The following is a 22,048-nucleotide window of genomic DNA, read 5'->3' as shown; positions in this document are numbered from 1 at the left end:
GGCCACAAAAACGCTATCAATATTAGTTTTATAATTTTTTTCTGAAGCTTTTATATTTGTTCGAGCATCTATTTCAAGGCCGAATTGGTCAGCTAAAGTTGTTTCGGAACCGGTAAAACCCATAGCCAATAAAGCGAGTTCACATTTCCATTCTTTCTCTGAATTTGGAACTTCTTTTAATACAGGTCTTTGACCTGGAACCATTTCCCATTCTACTTCAGAAGTAATAAGACCTTTTAATTCTCCTTCTTTATTACCTATAAATCTTTTGGTTGAAATACTGAAATATCTTTCGGCACCTTCTTTATGCGAAGAACTCGTTCTTAAACGCATTGGCCAAAATGGCCAAGGCTGGTTAGTTGGTCGATTCTCTGTTGCCATGGGCATAATTTCAAAATTAGAAACTGATTTGGCACCTTGGCGGATTGATGTTCCTATGCAGTCAGAACCGGTGTCGCCACCACCAATTACGACAACATCTTTATCTGTAGCAAGAATTTCTTCTCCAAGGTCTTTGATACCATCTACCCTTCGATTGTTCTGTGGAAGAAAATCCATGGCTTGAACAACGCCTTTTAATTCTGAACCTTCTATCGGCAAAGGTCTTCTTATAGTTGCTCCTCCGCAAAGAACTACTGCATCAAATTCTATTTTTAAATCATCTGCTTTAATATCAACGCCAACATGAATACCTGTCTTGAATAGAATTCCCTCGTCTTCTAAAACTTTAAGTCTTCGGTCGATAACATTTTTCTCCATTTTAAAATCTGGAATACCATATCTTAAAAGCCCTCCAGGTTTTTCATCTCTTTCAAAAACAGTTACTATATGTCCGGCTCGATTTAATTGTTGAGCCGCCGCTAAGCCTGCAGGGCCAGAGCCTATAATGGCTATTTTTTTATTCGTTCTGTTTAGGGGTGGGTTGGCAATTATCCAATTATTTTTGAATGCGGTTTCAACAATATTTTTTTCAATGTTTTCAATTGAAACAGGATCTTCATTAATACCTAAAACACATGCTTCTTCGCAAGGTGCTGGGCATAATCTTCCAGTAAATTCAGGAAAATTATTAGTCGAGTGTAGGATTTTAGTCGCTTTTTCCCATTTTCCTTGATATACAGCATCATTGAAATCTGGAATAAGATTACCTAATGGGCAACCGCTATGACAGAAAGGTATACCGCAATCCATACATCTTGCACCTTGATTTTTCAGCTCATCTTCTTTCAAAGGTTTAGTGAACTCTTTATAATTTTGAATTCTTTTCTTTACTGGCTTATAGCCTTCGTCCTTTCTTTCAAATTCTAAAAATCCTGTCGTCTTACCCATCCTCCAAAAATTATAAAGTCTCTATTTTTTCTTTTTCTAGCCTTACCAATGCTTGCCTGTATTCTTCTGGGAAAACCTTAACAAATTTTGGCAAACAAGCTTCCCAGTTCTCCAATATATGTTGCGCTAGAGGACTAATTGTTGCATTGTAATGATTTTCTATTAGTTGACGAAGTTCTTTGATATCGTTATCTTCTTCTACTTTTAGTAGATTTAAAGATTCAGAATTACATTTATTTTTGAAGGTTTTATTCCTATCAAAAACATAGGCAATACCTCCACTCATTCCAGCACCAAAGTTTCTGCCAACTTCTCCGAGAATTACAGCAACGCCTCCCGTCATATATTCACAACCATGATCACCAATACCTTCAACCACAGCTCTTGCACCTGAGTTTCTAACACAGAATCTTTCACCGGCTTTTCCGTTGATATAGGCTTCACCTGATGTCGCCCCATAAAGCGTTACGTTACCTGTTATTACATTTTCTTCAGGTTTTAAAGTCGATTTATAAGGTACTTTTACTATAAGCTTAGCCCCAGAAAGGCCTTTTCCTAAGTAATCATTGGTATTTCCGTTTACAACCATGGTTAAGCCTTTTGTAGCAAAGGCACCAAAACTCTGACCTGCCGAACCAGAAAAATTAAGTTTTAAGGTATTTTCCGGTAAACCCTCGGCACCGTATATCTTGGATATTTCATTACTAATTATTGCACCAACAGCCCTATCAGTATTTTTAATTTCAAAATCCAAGGATGTTTTTTCCTTTCTAAATAATGACGGATGAGCCTTTGCTATAATTTCAAATTCAATTGATTTTTCAATGTTATGAATTTGGTCTTCAGTATTATAAAATTTGGTTCCTTCGGGTACATCAACTTGATATAGAATTGGTGTTAAGTCAATTCCGGCCGACTTATAATGGTCAATTGCTTTTTTTCTATCTAGTTTTTGAACTTGACCAACCATTTCATCAATAGTTCTAAAGCCCAGTTTTGCCATTATCTCGCGTAACTCTTGCGCAACGAAGTACATGTAATTGACTACATGTTCAGGTTTACCTTTGAATTTTTTACGTAATTCTGGGTTTTGAGTAGCAATACCAACAGGGCATGTGTTTAGATGACACACGCGCATCATTATGCAACCTGAAGCTACTAATGGAGCGGTGGCAAAACCAAACTCTTCGGCTCCTAAAAGGCAAGCAACAGCCACATCTCTTCCGGTTTTTAATTGTCCATCACACTCTAAAACAATTCGGTTTCTTAAATCATTTAGTACTAAGGTCTGTTGTGCTTCTGCAATACCTAATTCCCATGGTAGTCCAGCGTGTTTTAAAGAGGTAAGCGGTGAGGCACCAGTACCGCCATCAAATCCAGAAATGAGAACAACATCTGCCTTTGCCTTGGCCACTCCAGCTGCGACTGTGCCTACACCTACCTCTGATACTAATTTAACATTCACTCTAGCTTCTCGATTTGCAGATTTTAAATCAAAAATTAACTGAGACAAATCTTCAATTGAGTAAATATCATGATGTGGTGGTGGTGAAATTAAACCAACATATGGGGTTGAATTTCTAGTTTTGGCAATATCAGGATTTACTTTAGGGCCAGGTAATTGTCCTCCTTCACCTGGTTTAGCACCCTGCGCCATTTTTATTTGAATCTCTTGGGCATTGGTCAAGTAGTTTGAAGTAACTCCAAAACGACCAGAAGCTACCTGTTTAATTGCACTATTACGCCAATCACCCGATTGATTTTTATAAAACCGTTCTGCATCTTCTCCACCTTCACCAGAGTTGCTTTTACCTCCAATACGGTTCATGGCAATAGCTAAATTCTCATGGGCCTCTTTACTGATACTTCCATAAGACATTGCTCCAGTTTTAAATCTTTTTACTATGGCCGTCCATGGTTCTACTTCTTCCAAAGGAATAGGGTCATAGTTAGAAAATTCGAATAAGCCCCTAATAGTCATTAGATTCTTAGACTGCTCATTAACCAATGATGAGTATTCTTTGTAAGTCGTTTTTTCATTGTTACGAACTGCTTTCTGTAGTTTAGCAACGCTTAATGGATTGAACATGTGTTTTTCTCCATCACGTCTCCATCTATATTCTCCACCCATTTCAAGCTCTAAACTTCCATCAACTTTTTTACGTTTAAAGGCTTTACCATGTCTTTTAGCAATCTCTTTTTCAATCTCGTAAAGACCTATACCTTGAATTCTAGTTGGTGTATTAGGGAAATATTGGTCAACTACTTTGGTGTTAATACCAATACATTCAAATAATTGAGAACCACGATAAGAGTTTAAGGTAGATATCCCAATTTTATTCATCACTTTTAAAATACCTTTTCCTACGGCCTTATTGTAGTTTTTAATGGCATCATCAAAAGTGTATTCTGTGATAGTATTCTCTTGAATTTGTTCGCCTATTATTTCATTCACTAAGTATGGATTAATAGCGCTGGCACCGAATCCAAAAAGCAATGCAAAATGGTGAACTTCTCTAGGCTCAGCCGACTCAACAATAATGCTTAATCGTGATCTTTTTCCGAGCTTTCTCAAACCACTATTCACAAAAGAACACGACAACAAAGCTGGAATAGCAGCCATTTCTAAGCTTACCATACGATCAGAAAGAATAATGATATTAGTTCCTTCATCAACAGCTTTTGAAGCCTGATTCAAAATGGAATTTAAGGCTTCTTCAAGACCGTTATGACCTTTTGATATTTCGTACAATGTTGAAATAGAAGTTACCTTATAATCTGGGCTAACATCATAGTTTTTGATTTTATCTAAATCTTCCTTAGAAATTACCGGGTTTTGAATTTTAAGTTTACGACAATGTTCTTCACTAAACTCAAAAATATTGTGGTCACTACCGAGTGTTAAACTAATATCAGTTATCAATTCTTCACGAATACCGTCAAGGGGCGGGTTAGTGACTTGAGCGAATAACTGCTTAAAATAATTATATATGAGTTGCGGGCGTTCAGAAAGCACTGCTATTGGAGTATCTGCACCCATTGAGCCAATAGGTTCTTTGCCATTTGCTGCCATAGGCATGATAATGGTATTGATATCTTCTTGGGTATAACCAAAAGCAGCTCTTCTTGTCTCTAATGGAAACTCACCATAGAAAACTGGACAGTCATTGTATGGTATCTCCTTTAAATGTACTAGGTTGTTCTTTAACCATTTCTTATAAGGATGTTTGGCAGCAATAGCTTCTTTAACCTCTTCATCATTGATGATTCGACCCTCTTCCATGTTAACCAAAAACATTTTTCCAGGTTCTAATCTCCCGTGGTATTCAATATCTTTAGGCATGATGTCTACAACACCTGTTTCAGAAGACATGATCACATATCCTTTTTTAGTAACTGAGTATCGACTCGGACGTAAACCATTTCTGTCTAAAACGGCACCGATATAATTACCATCAGTAAAAGGAATAGATGCAGGTCCATCCCATGGTTCCATCAAACAAGAATTATATTCGTAAAATGCCCTTTTGGATTCAGACATTTCAGTATTCTTCTCCCATGCTTCAGGAACTAGCATCATCATTACTTCAGGTAACGAACGTCCTGTCATCAATAAAAGTTCAACTACCATATCCATGCTGGCGGAATCAGACTTACCCGGCAGAACTGTTGGAATGATGTTTTTGATTTCATCACCAAACCAATCACTTTTTAAAAGTTCTTCTCTTGAGTGCATTCGTGCAACATTACCTCTTAAAGTATTTATTTCACCATTATGGCACATATATCGGAATGGTTGAGCTAAATCCCAAGTTGGAAATGTATTAGTAGAAAAACGTTGGTGTACTAAAGCAAGCCTAGTGACCACTCTAGGGTCTAATAAATCTTCATAATACCTACTAATATCAGTTGGCACTAATAAGCCTTTAAAAATTATAATTTTTTGTGAAAGACTTGGAATATAAAAGAATTGACTTTGAGATAATTTAGAAATGTTGATTTCATGTTCCGTTACCTTTCTAGCAATAAAAAGTTTTAAGTTAAATTGAAAATCATCTATGGTATCGCCTTTTCCAATGAAAACTTGTTTTACAAAGGGTTCGGTTTCAGCAGCTATACGACCTGGAACCGATTTATTTACAGGTACCTTACGCCATCCTAATAAGGTTAGACCTTGCTTCTCGATATTTTCTTCAAACGTTTTTATGCAGAAATCGCGCTGATTTTCTTTTTGAGGAAGAAAAACATTACCAGTGGCATAATTTCCTGCTTGAGGTAATTCAAATTCACAAGTGTTCTCAAAAAAATCATGCGGAATGTCTATGAGAATACCAGCCCCATCACCAGTTTTACCATCAGAACTTACAGCGCCTCTGTGTTCTAGTTTATCCAAAATCTCAAGGGCCTTATGAATAATATCATTTGACTTTTTTCCTTGAAGACTACAAATGAAGCCTGCTCCACAATTATCATGTTCAAATTCAGGTAAATATAATCCTTGTTTTTCTGGCTTCATCATTATGGTATTTCTTCAAAAATATCATAATTGATAAATTAAATTCACGGTTTTAAAGTAAATTCTGCATAATCATCAAGTACTAGAATTGATTACTAAATATTATTCAAATTCAAAATTAAGAGCATGCTAAATTGCGAAAATGATAATTTGAAAGTAAAAATAAGAGCTAACGCTAAATCGAATCCGTGGCTGAACTGAAATGAGAATAATAGAGAAGTAGAGTACTCTAAATAACCCCGTTGGATTTGTTATAATATAGAATTATTAAAAAGAACCCCCTCTTTTTAGGGGGTGTTGATATTTAATCTTTTAAGATACTTCGAGAAATAACAATTTTTTGAATTTCTGAGGTGCCTTCATAAATCTGAGTAATCTTAGCATCGCGCATTAAACGTTCTACATGATAGTCTTTGACAAAGCCATTACCTCCATGAATTTGAACAGCTTCCACGGCAACTTCCATTGCGGTTTCCGCAGCATATAATTTAGCCATGGCTCCAGACAAATCATAATTTTTATTATTGTCTTTATCCCAAGCTGCTTTATATACCAAATGTCTCGCAGCTTGAATTTTGGTATGCATATCGGCTAGTTTAAAAGCAATAGCTTGATGATTTGCAATTTCAGTTCCAAAAGCCTTACGTTCCTTGGAATATTTTAAAGCTAGTTCATAAGCACCAGCTGCAATGCCAAGTGCCTGCGCGGCAATACCGATTCTTCCTCCGGCTAATGTTTTCATTGCGAATTTGAATCCAAAACCATCATCACCAATTCTATTTTCTTTTGGTACCTTGACATCATTGAAAAGTAATGAATGCGTATCGCTGCTTCTAATACCTAATTTGTTTTCCTTAGGCCCTATTTCAAAACCTTCCATTCCTTTTTCAACAATTATGGCATTGATGCCTTTATGACCTTTTTCGACATCTGTTTGTGCAATAACTAAGTATACTTCCGCCGAGTTTCCGTTGGTAATCCAATTTTTTGTGCCATTAATGATGTAATGGTCTCCTTTGTCAATTGCCGTTGTTTTTTGAGAAGTTGCATCACTACCAGCTTCAGGTTCTGAAAGACAGAAGGCTCCAATAATTTCACCAGAAGCAAGTCTTGTAAGGTATTTTTCTTTCTGATGGTCATTTCCAAAAGTTTCTAACCCCCAACAAACTAGAGAGTTATTTACAGAAGCAATTACAGATGATGAAGCGTCAATTTTAGAAAGCTCTTCCATAACTAAAACATATGATAGGGTATCTAATCCACTCCCTCCATATTTGGAATCCACCATCATTCCAAGAAAACCAAGTTCACCCATTTTTTTCACTTGTTCAGCTGGAAATTTTTGAGCATCATCGCGTTCAATAATTCCTGGTAACAATTCGTTTTGAGCAAAGTCTCTTGCCGCTTCTTGTATCATTAACTGCTCTTCTGAAAGGGTAAAGTCCATAATGCTGAGAATAAGATAAAAAATTTGCTCAAAGATACGTTTTGAGTATGAATTCTTTAAGGTTTTTGGATAAAATACAAGAATTATTTAATAAGTGAAAAATTAGGGCTCACATTGGGAGTTCTTTTTTCCAATTCCTATATTTAACTTATCTTGAAATTGATATATGAAATTTTGATTTTCAAGAAATAATTAACATATCTACAAAACCAACTAATTAATGGAAACTATAGTAATTATTGTCTTTCTGGCTGGATATCTGGCTATTACCTTAGAACACAATCTCAAAATAGATAAATTGATTCCTGCTTTGGCGATGATGGCCATTTTATGGGCTGTAATTGCGCTTACGCATATGGACGTGTTTGAAGTAAATGCGGAACTTAAAAAGTTAGTACCAACTCATATTGATGAAATCCTACTCCATCATTTAGGTAAAACGGCAGAGATTTTAGTTTTTCTTTTGGGAGCAATGACAATAGTTGAAATCATTGACTATTTTGACGGATTTGCCGCCATCAAAGGTTATATAAAGACAAGGAGTAAACGAAAGTTACTTTGGATTTTTTCAATTTTGGCCTTTATTCTTTCGGCTATCATAGACAATTTAACGGCAACAATTGTTTTGATTACCATCTTACAAAAAGTAATTAAAGACCGTGAAACGCGCTTGTGGTTTGCGGGCTTGATAATAATAAATGCTAATGCGGGTGGTGCGTGGTCACCAATTGGTGATGTGACCACTACCATGTTATGGATTGCAGGTAAAGTAGAGGCCGGTTCATTAGTAATGCGTGTATTGGTTCCCTCAATTGTATGTATGATTGTTCCCACAGTTATTGCTAGTCGTTTTAAGGTTTTTAGTGGTGAAGTTGAGATAGATGAAAATGCAGGTGGTTCAAAATCTAAGTACGGTTCTACCATGCTTTATTTAGGGTTAGGAGCAATTGTTTTTGTGCCATTTTTTAAAACAATTACCCATTTACCACCTTACGTAGGTATGATGTTATCTTTAGCAATTGTAGCCACATTTGCCGAAATTTATAGTAATGCAAAATTCAGTATTAGTTCGGCTATTAATGACGAACATCATGAAGCTGCTCATCATAGTCCAGTGCACTCGGCACTTACTAAAATTGAGTTGCCTAGTATCCTTTTCTTTTTAGGAATTCTACTCGCAGTTGCAGCCTTAGAGTCTTTAGGTATTTTATTTAATTATGCCGAAAGTTTAAACGAGGCCATTCCTCAAACAGATATCGTAGTAATGTTATTAGGTATTGGATCTGCGGTCATAGATAACGTGCCTCTGGTTGCGGCAAGTATTGGTATGTTCTCCGAGACAGGTGATAATCCTTTATGGCATTTCATAGCTTATTCCGCAGGAACTGGTGGTAGTATGTTAATTATAGGATCCGCTGCTGGTGTAGTTGCTATGGGGATGGAGAAAATAGATTTTTTCTGGTACTTAAAGAAAATTGCATGGTTGGCCTTCGTTGGTTTCGTTTCTGGAGCAGTAGTCTTTATTGCCATGCGTGATTTTATTTTTTAGATATAATTTTCTAAGGAAATCCCCGTTATAAAGACAATAAAAATTGGGGACCACTTATGATTTTATTTCAAGACCAAATAACTTCTGAAGATTTAGCTGAATCTATATCCGAAGAAAAGACTTTATCCGTAGTAGATTTAATCTTAAACGGAGGTGCTGCAAGTACTATAATTGTCGTTATACTTTTTGTGCTTTTGTTCGTTGCACTTTATATCTATTTTGAAAGAACATTTGCACTAAATTCCGCTTCAAAGATTGATAAAAACTTCATGAATCAAATACGCGACCATGTTATGGGTGGTAAGTTAGATGCTGCAAAATTGTTATGCGCTCAGACGGATTCACCGGTTGCTAGACTCACGGAAAAAGGAGTTTCAAGAATTGGTAAGCCATTAGATGATATCAATACTGCAATTGAAAACGCAGGTACTCTCGAAGTTTATAAATTAGAGAAGAATGTAAATATCCTAGCAACTGTTGCTGGTGCTGCACCGATGATAGGTTTCTTAGGTACTGTTATTGGTATGATTTTAGCTTTCCATCAAATGGCGAGCAGTGGAGGCCAAGCAGAAATGGGTTCATTAGCATCAGGTATTTATACCGCAATGACTACCACAGTAGCGGGCTTGATTGTAGGTATTATTGCTTATATAGGATATAATCATTTGGTCAATAGAACAGATAAGATTGTACATAAAATGGAGGCTAACGCTGTTGAGTTTTTAGATCTTTTAAATGAACCAATCTAGAAAAGATTTATGAAACTTAAAGGAAGAAACAAGGTAAGCCCTGACTTTAGTATGTCGTCAATGACAGATATAGTTTTTCTATTGTTAGTCTTTTTTATGCTGACCTCTAATGCGCCTAACGCATTGGATTTACTACTACCAAAAGCAAAAGGTAAATCAACGAACACACAAAATGTATCAGTAACTATTGACAAGAATTTGAAGTATTATGTCAATAACGAGCAGATTAACGGAGAATACATTGAAATTGAATTAAGAAAAGCACTTGAAGGTCAAGAAAAACCTACAATTATTCTTAGAGCAGAAGAAAGCGTGGCTATTAAAGAAGCTGTAAACGTAATGGATATTGCCAACAGAAATAATTATAAGGTTATTTTGGCAGTTAGACCCAAATAATGCTCATCAAGCGTTGAGTCGGCAATAGTAAATCAATTTTCTTTTTCGTTCACAGTTCTCTTACAAAGATTATTTAGACTTAAGCTAATGATTGATTCTGATTTTTAGAAAATCAGCAGAAATATAACAAATTAGCGATTCGAGATTTTAAAACTAAATTGACAAATGTCCTTTTTAGATACGAGACACAAGAAAAAATCCTTTACACTAACAACATTGTTGTTAAGTGTACTCCTTCTTTTGCTTTTTTATATTGGTCTTACTTATTTAGACCCACCTGAAGAGAGCGGTATTGCTGTGAATTTTGGAACAATGGAATTTGGTAGCGGTGAACAACAGCCACAAGAAAAAATTAAGTCAGAACCTTTAGATATTCCTGAGCCCCCAGCTGAAGCTGAGCAAATTCAAGAAGAAGTTGAAGAAGAAGTTGAAGAAGTTGTTGATGAAGTTGTAAAAGAGCAGCCAACAGAAAAGGTTTTAACCCAAGAGAGCGAAGAATCTATAAGAATAAGACAGCAGAAGGAGGCAAAGAGAAAAGCTGACGCCGAGGCTGCAAAAGTAAAAGCTGAAGCACAAAGAAAAGCACAAGAAAGAAGAGATGCAGAGGAACGCCTAAAAAAAGAGCAAGAAGCAAAAAAGAAGAAATTAGATGCTATGATGGGCGGTATTGGAAAATCTGATGGTACGGCTTCAGGTAGCGAAGGTAATGATGATAAAGCTGGAGATAAAGGACAACCTGATGGAAACCCTTACGCAACAACTTATTATGGGGCTCCTGGCAGTGGAACAGGAACTGGAGGTTATGGTTTAAGTGGGCGTTCTCTGGTTACTAAAGGAAAAGTACAACAAGAATGTAATGAAGACGGTAGGGTTGTGGTTAAAATAATTGTTGATAGAAATGGTAAAGTTATCAAAGCAACACCAGGCGTGAAAGGTACCACAAATAGCGCTCCTTGTTTGCTAGAACCTGCAAGAAAGACGGCTTTTATGCACAAATGGAATTTAGATTCAAACGCTCCTTCTCAACAAATAGGTTTTGTAGTGGTTAATTTTAAACTAGGACAGTAGTGACCTATAAAGAGACTGTAAATTGGATGTTTGCCCAACTTCCAATGTACCAGCAGAAAGGGGTTTCAGCATTGAAAAATAAGTTGGATAATATTGAAAACTTCTCTTTTCAATTAAACAAACCTGAGAAAAAATTTAAAAGTATTCATGTAGCAGGAACTAATGGTAAAGGTTCGAGCTGTCATATGTTAGCTTCTATTTTACAAGAAGCAGGCTATAAGGTTGGTCTTTATACGTCACCTCATTTAAAGGATTTTAGGGAACGGATAAAAATTAATGGACAAAAAATCAGCAAGAAATTTGTTGTAGACTTTATTCAAAACAACGATACCTATTTAAAATACCATCAACTCTCTTTTTTTGAAATGACTGTAGGCATGGCCTTCGATTTTTTTGCAAAAGAAAAAGTTGATATTGCAATTATTGAAGTTGGTTTAGGAGGGCGATTAGATTCTACAAATATTATTACTCCTGAAGTTTCTTTAATCACAAATATAGGTTTGGATCATGTTGATATTTTAGGTGATACTATTGAGAAAATCGCTTTAGAAAAAGCGGGGATTATTAAAAGAAAAGTACCCGTTGTAATAAGTGAAACTCAATCGGAATTGGAGTTGATTTTTAAGCTCATAGCCACTCAATTGAAATCTAGAATTACTTTTGCGGATAAGGAGGAAAAAGTGGTATACCAAACTGATTTACTTGGAAAATACCAGCAAAGAAACATTAGTGGTGTTCTAGCCACATTAAAGAATTTAAGAGGATTTGAAATTGAAGAGGTAGATATACAGAATGGATTAAGAAAGGTTGTACCGAATACAGGTTTGTTAGGTAGGTGGCAAAAAATTCAAGAAGAACCAATGGTCGTGTGTGATACGGCTCATAATAAAGAAGGACTACAATTAGTATTGAAACAAATTTCAAATGAGAAATTTAATACACTACATATTGTCCTTGGGGTTGTTAAGGATAAAGATTTAGGTCAAATATTGCCTCTTTTTCCGGTTGATGCTTGTTATTATTTTGTGAAGCCTAATGTTCCAAGGGGACTATGCGAGAAAAAATTAAAACATGTTGCTGAATCTTTTAAACTAAAAGGAAAATCTTTTGGCTCTGTCAAGAAAGGATACAAAAGCGCAAAAGAAGCGGCTGAAAATGGAGATTTTATATATATCGGAGGTAGTACTTTTGTTGTAGCAGAAGTAGTTTAATTTTTTCTTCGGATTTGTTTTAGGTAAAGAAAAAATGGTGCTATATTTGCACTCCTTAATTGAGAAATCAAATTAGGGCGCTTAGCTCAGTTGGTTCAGAGCACCTCGTTTACACCGAGGGGGTCGGGGGTTCGAATCCCTCAGCGCCCACAAAAAAATCCCGATGCTTTAGTATCGGGATTTTTCTTTTCTAGATAATTCCTTTAGTTTATTCTTTCTTAATTATTTCAACGAATTGCAAGTAATCAGAATTCTTAGCAATCACAAAATACTCTTTGCCTTTTATAGTAATCTTAGACATGTCTTTTACGTCACTTGGAGCGTAGAAGCCACTTTCTAACGCGGTTATTGGTTCAAAACCTCCATTGCCACCACCTTTTAAAAACAAACCATTACTAGCATCATTACGAGGTGTTTCAACTTCTGAGCTGTAGAGATTTCCGACAACCAAAGCATCTAAGTTACCGTCTTTATCAAAGTCTTCAATTTCAATCTGATTGATAGACGACAATTGCGCTAAATTTGGCAGTTTATGTAAAACAAACGTTCCGTTTTTATTCTCCATATAAACACTTGCAAATGATTTCACCTGATAATGCAACGATTCTTCAAGGACGTCTTTCGCGTAAACGTCGTTTAAGGTTGCATTTGAGAAAGACTCGTAGTCTTTAAACTTTTCTTTTATTCCCGGCATTTGTTGAGAGGTACATTCTCTTCCTCTAACCGGAAATTGTTCTCCTTCATTGTAATAACTCAATACAATGTCATTGGTACTATTGTTGTCAAAGTCATTAAAATAAATATCGAAGGTTTCTTTTTCATTGGCTTTGTATTTATAGTTTAATCCTAAATTACCTACCAAATAATCTTTATCCCCATCATTATCAAAATCACCCTCTTCTATACTAAACCACCATCCACGAGAGTCGTTTGTTTTAACTTGTTCAGAAACATTTTTAAAATACCCTCCATCATTTTTCAACACAGTTATTGGCATCCATTCCCCGGTTAGAATTAAATCGGTCCAACCATCATTATCAAAATCAGTCCAAAGGGCATCTGTTACCATCCCCATTTTTTCTAAAAACGGAGCAATTTTATTTGTGGCGTTTACGAATTTTATACCCTTACTAGAGCTTACATTTTCTAATATATAACTATTAGCAGGTGAGGGATAATTACCGGGTACGAGTCTTCCCGCAACAAATAAATCTAAATCTCCATCTTTGTCAAAATCATGACTATGCACTCTAGAGCCACTTGTAATCATTTCAGGTAAGGCTGATTTGGACTTTGAGAATGTTCCACTCCCATTATTAATATATAGTCTATCTTGAAGTTCTTTTGAGTTTGGCGCAAATTCATTACCGCCGCTAACAATATAAATATCATTGTCTCCATCATTTTCTGCATCAAAAATGTGGATTCCCATATCCTCGGAAGCACTATCTAATCTAAAAGCGTCGGTGTCAGATTTTTTAAAACCATCTTGAGTTTGTAGATATATGCTTGTAATGTTTTGGGCTGAGCCTCCTATGATTAAATCTTCTTTTTTGTCACCATTTAAATCTCCTGCTGCGATATTAGGCCCAAACATGGAAGTTTGATGAGGTAATAAAATTTCTTCTTGAAAATCATTGTATAGATTCTCAATATGCCTGTGTTCTGCAATTGTCGCTTTATCGTTTACTGTTTTAAATAGCTTATTTACATTCTTTTGATTTAATTCTTGGGTTTTATTTGAATTCGAATAGTCAACTTGGATTAGTTGATTACTGGCTAAATCTTTTAAAATTTGGATTTGTCCATCAGGCCAAACAACTTGAACGGAATCAATTTGAGTAATTTCTCCAAGTCCAAAATGGATTTTTGGTGCGACTGATGACTGAAAACCTCTTGTCAGTGTCATCTCTTGGTATTGTGTTAAATCTTTCGCATAAAGAGTTGTTTTGGTGCCAATTCCAAATTTATTGGTTTTAGTTCCTTTAAAAGACAAGGTGAGGTGATTGTTACTCGTAGCACTTTTGTTTTCAAAAACAGTGGCAAAATCATCAATGTTATTAGTGATTATCTCAAGGTCGCCATCATTATCTAAATCTACATAAATACTGCCGTTAGAAAAGCCTTTATGCTCAATGCCCCATTCAGAATTCATTTTACTAAAAGTGAGGTCTTTATTATTTTTTAAGGCGTAGTTATCTATTTTTTCGGAGGGTATGGCCAATGTTTTTTGTAGTGTACTATCTTTTGGAAGTCCTTTCTTTTCAATTTCCAAAAAGAAGTCTCTGTTGTTAATTTCACGTCTTGTACCGTTTGATATAAATATGTCTTTCCATCCATCATTGTCTAAATCAGCAATTAACGGTCCCCAACTCCAATCTGTTGAAGAAACTCCAGCAATTCTTGAGATATTACTAAAATCAGGTATGGAGTCCAAAAGATTTCCATTATTCAATTGAAGACTATTCTGCATATATTGGTAATTGAACCCAGAATTGACTGTACTCCAAAACAAATCAGGATTCATACTAGCCATGTTAGCTTTAGCTCTTCGGTTAATTTGCGCAGTCATATCAACTTGAAGAATGTCGAGTAATTGATCATTGTTAAAATCTGCTATATCTACGCCCATCCCATAAAAAGAGGTGTTCTTCATAGATAATCGTGAAACTTCAGAAAAAGTCCCGTCTTGATTATTTGAAAAATAATAGTCTGGAGTGCTAAAATCATTGGATACATAGATATCAGGCCATCCATCTTGGTTTAGATCTCCGATGGTTGCACTAAGAGAAAGTCCAAAGGTCTTTATACCTACTACTTCAGTTACATCTGTAAATGTATTGCCATCATTTCTAAAAAGACGATCAGTTTCAAGTTCTTTAGGAAACTTTTGTTTAAAGGCATAAAAATAGTTTGGGGCATTAAATGGAGTTGGTGGATAATTAGCCACATATAAATCTAAATCTCCATCTAAATCATAATCAAAAAAGGTAGATTGAACGCTATTGCTTGGGTCTGCGATATTATAGTTTTCTGCTTGTTCACTAAAGGTGTTATCTCCATTATTGATGAATAGTTGATTTTCCTTAGGCCCATATTTTCCACCAACTGATACATAAATATCTAAAAACCCATCATTGTTAACATCGTTCATAGTGGTACCTGTATACCATCTTGAATCACCTTGAACACCGGCGGTTTCTGAAATGTCTTCAAACTGTAGATTTCCTTTGTTTAAAAATAGTTTGTTGGGGACCATGTTTCCGGTGAAATATAGGTCAGTCAACCCGTCGTTATTTATGTCTCCTGCAGAAACACCTCCGCCCATATAAACATAGGCATAAGTAAAATAGTTTAAGGAGTCATTTTCTTGGAGATTGTTCGAAAAATCAATGCCAGTTTTTTTATGGTTTAATTTATTAAAAATAGCATTTTCGGAACTAACGATTTTGTCCTTTTCATCACTGCAATTGTTTAGCAACAATAGAATTAATGAGAAAATAAAGAATTGATGAAAGCGTAATTTCATAGCAGGTTTTTGTAGATATAAATTTAAAAAGATGTAAAGTGATAAGCAAAAAAAAACAGGGCACTTATGAAATGCCCTGTCCGTTGCAGCTTAACTTAAACTAATAAAACTCAACTAAACTTAATTTTTAAAATCCTGGATTTTGTGTTAGTGCACCACCACTTAAATCAATTGCTGTTAATGGAATTGGTAATAAATCCAAATTCGCACTATAGCTATTTGCTTTTTGACCAAAATTTTCAATGGTTCTTGCTTCACTTTGAACATAAGCATTTAAGATTTCAACAGTATTGCCCCATCTTCTGAGGTCAAAAACACGATGTCCTTCCATAGCTAACTCTAGTCTTCTTTCAAAGCGAACGGCTTTTCTTGCAGTGTCAGCATCACCGAAAGAAGCATATGGTTCAACTAAGTAATTAGCTGCATTAGCATCGCCAGCTTCGTTTTGAACGTATGTCATATTTTTAGCTCTATTTCTAACCTCGTTGACGTAATTAAGTGCAGTACCTAAATCACCTGTTTCAACAGCAGCTTCAGCAGCCATAAGTAAAACATCAGCATATCTCATGATATGATAATTAATACCCGAGTGTTGTTGTCCCCAAGCACCAGTTCCTTGATTTCCAGATTCACCAGCTTGGTATACATTCTTTTTAGGTAGATAAGGTCCAGAAATATCAGCAAAACTTGCTCTAATCCAGTCTTTACCAACCATTGCACCATAGTTATTATAATCTATTCCTCTACGACCAACAGTATAGTCTAATCTCGGGTCTAATAAACCAGCTTCAGGAGTAAAAGCATCTGCGCTTTCAACTCCATAGTCATTGGCAACATCATTTTGATTAAACGTATCTAATAGTGGTAACCCACCAGCATCAACTTGATATGCATTTACTAAATCTTGAGAAGGTTGGTAAAAACCACAACATGATCCAAAAGGACCAGGGTTTGGAAAGTTTAATGTTCCACCTCTGTTACCATTAAATGATTGACCTGAGTCAGTAGTATATTGAATTGCAAATACTGATTCTGAACTATTATCACCAGCAAGGCTAAAATTGTCAAGAAATTCTGCGTTCAGAGCATAAGGTCCATTATTGATTACATCTTGAAGTAAGCTTAATGCAGCACTCCAATCAGATTGAAACAAATGGGCTTTACCTAAAAAGGCTTTGGCAGTCCAAGAATTAGGTCTACCTATATCAGCTTGAGATGCAGGTAAGTTATCAACTGCATATTGAAAGTCAGCCTCAATTTGTTCCCAAATTGCTCCTGGATTAGGTTGATTGAATTCTGTGGCTGCAAAATTTTCTTCAGAGATGTAAGGAACATTTCCGAATATTTTTTGAAGTTCAAAATTAAAATGACCTCTTAAAAAACGAGCTTGTGCAAGCTGAGAACTAAAATCTCCATCTTCTAAAGAAGCGATTAAAGAAATAACAGCATTTGCTCTATTCACTCCTGCAAATAATCCGTTCCATTTTCCAAAGAAATATGGATTAGCACTAGTCCAATCATAAGTTTCAATTAAAAATAAATCAGCTTGGTCACCATCTGTACTACCTTTATGAGCATCATCAGCAATAACATCAAACCACCAGTTGTCTCCACTTACAGTCCAGTCAGCTGCACCTTGATTATTTCGAATTCCATCCAGCGCTGAATAGGCTCCGACCAATAATAGGTCTACACCTTGTTCATTAGCTAATGCAGCATCACTCAGTGCACCAACCGCAGGTTTGTCTGTAAAATCGTCACTACAGCCAATTATTAAGGCTAATAGTGTAAAACAATAAATAAACTTCTTTTTCATTTTTTTAGAATTTTGTGTTAATACCAACTGTAAATATTTGGGCTAACGGGAAATTGCCAAAATCAACTCCTAAAGACAAGTTGTCATTTGAGATGACTTCAGGATCAAAACCTTCATAACCAGTAATAGTAAATAAGTTCGTACCCTGAACATATAACCTTAAATTGGTCATTCCTAAAGTACTTGCAATATTTTCTGGAAATGTATACCCTATTTGTAGATTCTTCATTCTTAAAAAGGATGCGTCCTCAACGAAATAAGAATTAGGTTGTGTCTCTGCATTTTGAATAGTTTGGCTTAAAGCAGGTAAAGTAGCGTTGGTATTAGAAGGTGTCCAAGAATCTAAGACTCTTGCACTTCTGTTACCATTAAAGAACGTTGGAAAATCAGTAAAGATTTTTTCATAGTTATATACGTCATTACCTTGAGATCCTGAAAAGAACATGCTTATATCAAAACCTTTGTAGTCTGCACTAAGATTAATACCATAAGTAAAATCTGGATGAGGTGAACCAATAAACGTTCTGTCATTTTCGTCATCAATTACTCCGTCACCATTTACATCTCTGTAAGTAAATCTACCATTGTCATCAAAACCAGTTACTTCGCGACCGTAGTACTCAGAAATTGCTCTACCTACTTGAGTTCTAGTAACAGCACCACCTCTTAAGTCAGTTCTACCAACTTGGAAATCACTAATAAGGCTTTTTACCTCATTCTTATATTTAGAAATATTTGCTTGAATACCATAGTTTAAACCGTAATCTGTAGAATGGTTATAACCGATACCTAAATCAAAACCTGTATTTTGAATATCACCAAGATTTACAAGTGGAGCAGTAGCGTCAATAGCTGTTGTACTGATTAAACTATTGTTTCTTGTAATTAAGTCTTTTGTATCAATATCAAATACTTCAAATGAAATGAATGCTTCATTATCAAACAAACCAGCTTCAATACCAAAGTTTGTTGTTTGAGAAGTTTCCCATTTCAAATTAGGATTACCAACCGTAGCTAAAATTGCTCCAGTAGAAATTGTACTTCCATTCAACGAATAATTTGCTAATTGCTCATTCAGTGATGAGATGTTAATAGTTGGGTTATTGGCAGGTAAAGTTTGATTACCTAATTGTCCCCAAGATCCTTTTAACTTCAATCTGCTTACGAAACCGTCTTTTGGAAAGAAATCTTCATCACTAATTAACCAACCAGCACTGAATGATGGGAAGGTTTGACTTTGATTATCTCCAAGGAAACGAGATGACTTATCATTACGCACAGTTACTGTAGCAAAATATTTACCAGCAAAAGAGTAATTTGCTGTTCCGAAGATTGAGAATAAAGAATTCTCTCCGTCAAAGGCAAAATCAACGTTTGGTGTTCCGCTACCATTGTTTAGTAAATAGAAATCTGGTGTTTCAAACAGAAAACCGTTTCTACTGATTTGATTTCCTTTACTACCTTCTTCAACTGCTTCTAAACCAACTAAAACATTTAAGTTATGATCACCAAATATTTTGCTGTAGTTCAATGTGTTATTCCAAGTCCAGTTAAAGTTTTGAATGCTTTGTTCGAATAATGTATTCGTACTTAAAGGCTCAATATGTTCAGGATCTAAAGCTTGAAATCTTCTTTGGTTGAATGATTCAACATTTCCACTAAACGTAGTTTTAAATGTTAGACCTTCGTAAATTTCCGCAGCTAAATAGATATCCCCAAAAGCTCTTAAGATTTTATTATAGTCATCACTTGCTCTAAGTAATTGAGCAACTGGGCTTCTTGTGTTGCTTAAGCCTGGTCCCCCAGTACCTGTGAAATCACCTTCATCATCGTAAACAGGTATAATTGGACTCATTCTCAAGGCATCGTTTACACGACTAGTATTGTTAGCTTGATTAGAAAACGATATGTTCATATGCTCTCCAATAGTCACTTTGTCTCCAATCTTAAACTCAGAATTTAATCTAGTAGTTCCTTGTTTAAAACCAGTAGCTAATTGAATACCTTCTCTGTTCAGATAGTTAGCAGATAAAAAGTATCTACCAGTTTCTCCACCGTTTGAAACTGAAACAGCTACATTTTGTGTAGCTCCGTCTTGGCTTATAGCGTCAATCCAATCAGTTCCTCCAGGAGCAACTGTAGCACCTCTTGGCGCTCTAGTAATAGGGTCATAAGAAACCACTCTACTATAATCAATCAATGAAGATGGTACAACCGCTGTTGCTCCACTACCGTATTGAGGATGAGTTACTGTAGCCCCATCATTTGATAGACTTTGAAAAATCATGTCACCATGTTGCTGAGCATTTAGTAAATCAGGAGTGTTATTAGCTCTTGAAAAACCAGTGTACATATCAAAAGAAACGATTGGCTTTTCTTGATTATAACCACCACCCTTTGTAGTAATAATTACAACCCCATTGGATGCTCTTGCACCATAAATTGCTGCAGCACCATCTTTTAAAACGTTTATCTGATCAATATCCGCGGGGTTAATACTATTAAGGATATTGGCATTATCCGTTTGAACGCCATCAATAATATATAATGGGTTTGTATTGTTGCTAGTACCGAAACCACGTATCACAATTTTCGGAGCCGCACCAGGTGATCCGGTGTTGGTTACTGTTACACCAGTAACTCTACCTTCTAAAGCTTCAGCAGCATTGACTAAAGGTTGTTTAGTTGCTTCTGAAACATCAACAGAGGCAACAGATCCCGTTAAATCCCCTCTTGTTTGTGAAGAATAACCTAAGACAACAACTTCAGAAAGTTGATTAGCATCTTCTGTCATGCTAACATCTATAGTGCTTTGTCCGTTGATTGAAATTTCTTGCGTAGCGAAACCCACATAGCTAAAAACTAAAGTAGCATTAGCATCAGCATCAATAGTGTAGTTACCATCAAAATCAGTTTGTGTACCATTAGATGTTCCTTGTACAATGACGTTGGCGCCAGGCAGCGGCGCTCCATCTGAATCAGTAACTGTACCGGTCACTGTTGATTGAAAAGCAATTAACTCTTCTAAATTAAAATTGTTTGCCTGAACTGCTTGAGTTCCAAAAGCCATAAATAAAGCTAAAGCTAACCCTTGGGCTGCTTTAAACAATGTCATGGTCTTGGTTCTCCTTGCAAATAGGCCAAGTTCATTTGATTGTTTCATAATCATGAGTTATTAATTAAGTTATGTTAAATAGTTCAGCTCGCTTATCCTGAAATAGGAGTCCACATTGCATAATTGATAAAATTATATAAACTAGTAGCACAAAACTTGTACTATATTATCATTCTCTTATACTATTATTAAATAAAGTAAATTTAGTGTTAAATTAAATCTAAACATCTGAAAATGAGAATATTAAAAATTTATTTAACTATTATCTAAACAAAATCAGTAGCTAATGTTGAATTTTGTGATATTTAATTTGTAGAATCTTTGAATTTTTAACAAACTTTAGGGCTTATTGGTATTATTTATTTTGAGACGTCAAAAATTTTGTTGTTTTTTATGACAAAATAGTATTAATATCAGATTTCAAACGTTTTCGTATGTTAAAAAAATATCAAAGAGAGATTACAGCGCTGTCTCCACAAGACAGTTTTTTGGTTATAGATCGCTTTAGAGACACCTTTGATTATCCTATTCATTTTCATCCTGAACTAGAATTAAATTTCATTCTTGATGGAAAGGGTATGCAACGAACAGTTGGTTTTAATATTGAAGAGGTTGATAACTATGAATTGGTTTTAGTAGGGCCAAATGTATACCATGGGTGGAAAATGGATAAATGTAAGAATAGCGTCCATGAGGTAACGATTCAATTTCATAACGATTTATTTGAAGAAAATTTAACTAGACGTAGTATCATGAAACCTTTTCGTGAAATGATGGAAAAGTCGGTTCATGGTATTTTATTTGATAAAAGTGAGGCAAAAAAAATTGCTCCTCGTATTATGAAGGTTTCAGAACTAGAAGGGATAGAATATTTTTTAGAAATGTTTTCCATTCTTTATGACCTTTCAACAACATCACATCAACGTTTGTTATCGGTTTCACAAACATCAAGAAGTGATTTTGACAATAGCAATAGAGTTAAACTCTTCTACAATTTTATTCAAGAGAATTATGCCAGTAAAATAACACTTGATCAAGTGTCAAGTATGTTGAACATGAGTAAAGTTTCCTTCAATAGGTTTGTAAAGAAAAGTACAGAAAGAACATTTGTAGAATATTTGAATGAAGTAAGGGTTGAAAACGCTTCTCGCATGTTGGCTGAAGAAGAAGATGGAATATCTGAAATTGCCTATAAATGTGGATTTTACAACATTGCCAATTTTAATAGAATATTTAAAAAAACAAAAGGATGTACTCCGAGTCAGTATCGTAAAGAATTTTACAGATTGACTAGGATTCAGTAAATCAATTTTATAAAAATTA

12 protein-coding genes and 1 tRNA gene (1 of these 13 running past the window's edge) are annotated in these 22,048 nt (G+C 35.3%); 7 read left to right on the top strand and 6 right to left on the bottom strand.

The genetic code is table 11. From position 1 onward, the window contains the following. The 3 genes from RM520_RS12670 to RM520_RS12660 all read right to left on the bottom strand — a co-directional run. A protein-coding gene (locus RM520_RS12670; protein WP_311388240.1) for a glutamate synthase subunit beta crosses the window boundary here: on the bottom strand, positions 1 to 1,329 show its 5' portion. The gene continues 138 nt to the left of window position 1, outside the view; only the first 1,329 of its 1,467 coding nucleotides appear in the window; it begins with the start codon at positions 1,327 to 1,329; its stop codon lies off the left edge, out of view. A gap of 10 nt (positions 1,330 to 1,339) precedes the next feature. Continuing rightward, entirely contained in the window at positions 1,340 to 5,845 is a 4,506-nt protein-coding gene (gene gltB / locus RM520_RS12665) for a glutamate synthase large subunit (RefSeq protein WP_311388239.1), read from the bottom strand. 304 nt (positions 5,846 to 6,149) lie between these two features. Further along, complete coding sequence (locus RM520_RS12660) at positions 6,150 to 7,292, bottom strand: acyl-CoA dehydrogenase (RefSeq protein WP_311386043.1); 1,143 nt, start codon at positions 7,290 to 7,292, stop codon at positions 6,150 to 6,152. Between the two features lie 220 nt (positions 7,293 to 7,512). Here RM520_RS12660 and nhaD point away from each other — a divergent pair, with 220 nt between their 5' ends. The 6 genes from nhaD (at position 7,513) to RM520_RS12630 (ending at position 12,415) form a co-directional block, all read left to right on the top strand. After that, a complete protein-coding gene (gene nhaD, locus RM520_RS12655) occupies positions 7,513 to 8,841 on the top strand; it encodes a sodium:proton antiporter NhaD (protein WP_311386042.1) in 1,329 nt (442 codons plus the stop codon). A 56-nt stretch (positions 8,842 to 8,897) separates the two neighbouring features. After that, a complete protein-coding gene (locus RM520_RS12650) occupies positions 8,898 to 9,590 on the top strand; it encodes a MotA/TolQ/ExbB proton channel family protein (RefSeq protein ID WP_311386041.1) in 693 nt (230 codons plus the stop codon). Between the two features lie 9 nt (positions 9,591 to 9,599). Next, positions 9,600 to 9,986, top strand: a complete 387-nt coding sequence (locus tag RM520_RS12645) for an ExbD/TolR family protein (RefSeq protein WP_311386040.1) — start codon at positions 9,600 to 9,602, stop codon at positions 9,984 to 9,986. A 165-nt stretch (positions 9,987 to 10,151) separates the two neighbouring features. Further along, a complete protein-coding gene (locus tag RM520_RS12640; RefSeq protein WP_311386039.1) occupies positions 10,152 to 11,054 on the top strand; it encodes an energy transducer TonB in 903 nt (300 codons plus the stop codon). Further along, positions 11,054 to 12,265 carry a bifunctional folylpolyglutamate synthase/dihydrofolate synthase gene (locus RM520_RS12635; RefSeq protein ID WP_311386038.1) on the top strand — a complete coding sequence of 404 codons (1,212 nt, stop codon included), beginning with the start codon at positions 11,054 to 11,056 and terminating at the stop codon, positions 12,263 to 12,265. The genes RM520_RS12640 and RM520_RS12635 overlap by 1 nt, the downstream gene beginning before the upstream one ends. A gap of 75 nt (positions 12,266 to 12,340) precedes the next feature. Continuing rightward, a tRNA-Val gene (locus RM520_RS12630) sits at positions 12,341 to 12,415 on the top strand. A gap of 58 nt (positions 12,416 to 12,473) precedes the next feature. On the opposite strand, the gene RM520_RS12625 is transcribed toward RM520_RS12630, so the two are convergent. From RM520_RS12625 to RM520_RS12615, 3 genes are all read right to left on the bottom strand, one after another. Beyond that, positions 12,474 to 15,794 (bottom strand): VCBS repeat-containing protein, encoded by a 3,321-nt coding sequence (locus RM520_RS12625; protein WP_311388238.1) that lies wholly within the window; start codon positions 15,792 to 15,794, stop codon positions 12,474 to 12,476. Positions 15,795 to 15,921: 127 nt separating this feature from the next. Next, on the bottom strand, positions 15,922 to 17,610 hold the full coding sequence (locus RM520_RS12620; protein WP_311388237.1) for a RagB/SusD family nutrient uptake outer membrane protein: 1,689 nt from the start codon (positions 17,608 to 17,610) through the stop codon (positions 15,922 to 15,924). Between the two features lie 4 nt (positions 17,611 to 17,614). Then, positions 17,615 to 20,773 carry a SusC/RagA family TonB-linked outer membrane protein gene (locus RM520_RS12615; RefSeq protein ID WP_311388236.1) on the bottom strand — a complete coding sequence of 1,053 codons (3,159 nt, stop codon included), beginning with the start codon at positions 20,771 to 20,773 and terminating at the stop codon, positions 17,615 to 17,617. Between the two features lie 386 nt (positions 20,774 to 21,159). Here RM520_RS12615 and RM520_RS12610 point away from each other — a divergent pair, with 386 nt between their 5' ends. Then, a complete protein-coding gene (locus tag RM520_RS12610) occupies positions 21,160 to 22,029 on the top strand; it encodes an AraC family transcriptional regulator (protein WP_311386034.1) in 870 nt (289 codons plus the stop codon). Positions 22,030 to 22,048: the final 19 nt, after the last annotated feature.

The organism is Croceitalea vernalis (genome assembly GCF_031846405.1).
GTDB lineage: Bacteria > Bacteroidota > Bacteroidia > Flavobacteriales > Flavobacteriaceae > Croceitalea > Croceitalea vernalis.
Note: the sequence above shows the minus strand (reverse complement) of the source record. Positions and strands in the feature narration are given on the sequence as shown.

What these genes read in the sequence shown, in the direction of transcription:
- gltB (WP_311388239.1), bottom strand. Translation starts at nt 5,845, where the DNA reads ATGAAGCCAGAAAAACAAGGATTATATTTACCTGAATTTGAACATGAT.
- RM520_RS12660 (WP_311386043.1), bottom strand. Translation starts at nt 7,292, where the DNA reads ATGGACTTTACCCTTTCAGAAGAGCAGTTAATGATACAAGAAGCGGCA.
- nhaD (WP_311386042.1), top strand. Translation starts at nt 7,513, where the DNA reads ATGGAAACTATAGTAATTATTGTCTTTCTGGCTGGATATCTGGCTATT.
- RM520_RS12650 (WP_311386041.1), top strand. Translation starts at nt 8,898, where the DNA reads ATGATTTTATTTCAAGACCAAATAACTTCTGAAGATTTAGCTGAATCT.
- RM520_RS12645 (WP_311386040.1), top strand. Translation starts at nt 9,600, where the DNA reads ATGAAACTTAAAGGAAGAAACAAGGTAAGCCCTGACTTTAGTATGTCG.
- RM520_RS12640 (WP_311386039.1), top strand. Translation starts at nt 10,152, where the DNA reads ATGTCCTTTTTAGATACGAGACACAAGAAAAAATCCTTTACACTAACA.
- RM520_RS12625 (WP_311388238.1), bottom strand. Translation starts at nt 15,794, where the DNA reads ATGAAATTACGCTTTCATCAATTCTTTATTTTCTCATTAATTCTATTG.
- RM520_RS12620 (WP_311388237.1), bottom strand. Translation starts at nt 17,610, where the DNA reads ATGAAAAAGAAGTTTATTTATTGTTTTACACTATTAGCCTTAATAATT.
- RM520_RS12615 (WP_311388236.1), bottom strand. Translation starts at nt 20,773, where the DNA reads ATGAAACAATCAAATGAACTTGGCCTATTTGCAAGGAGAACCAAGACC.
- RM520_RS12610 (WP_311386034.1), top strand. Translation starts at nt 21,160, where the DNA reads ATGTTAAAAAAATATCAAAGAGAGATTACAGCGCTGTCTCCACAAGAC.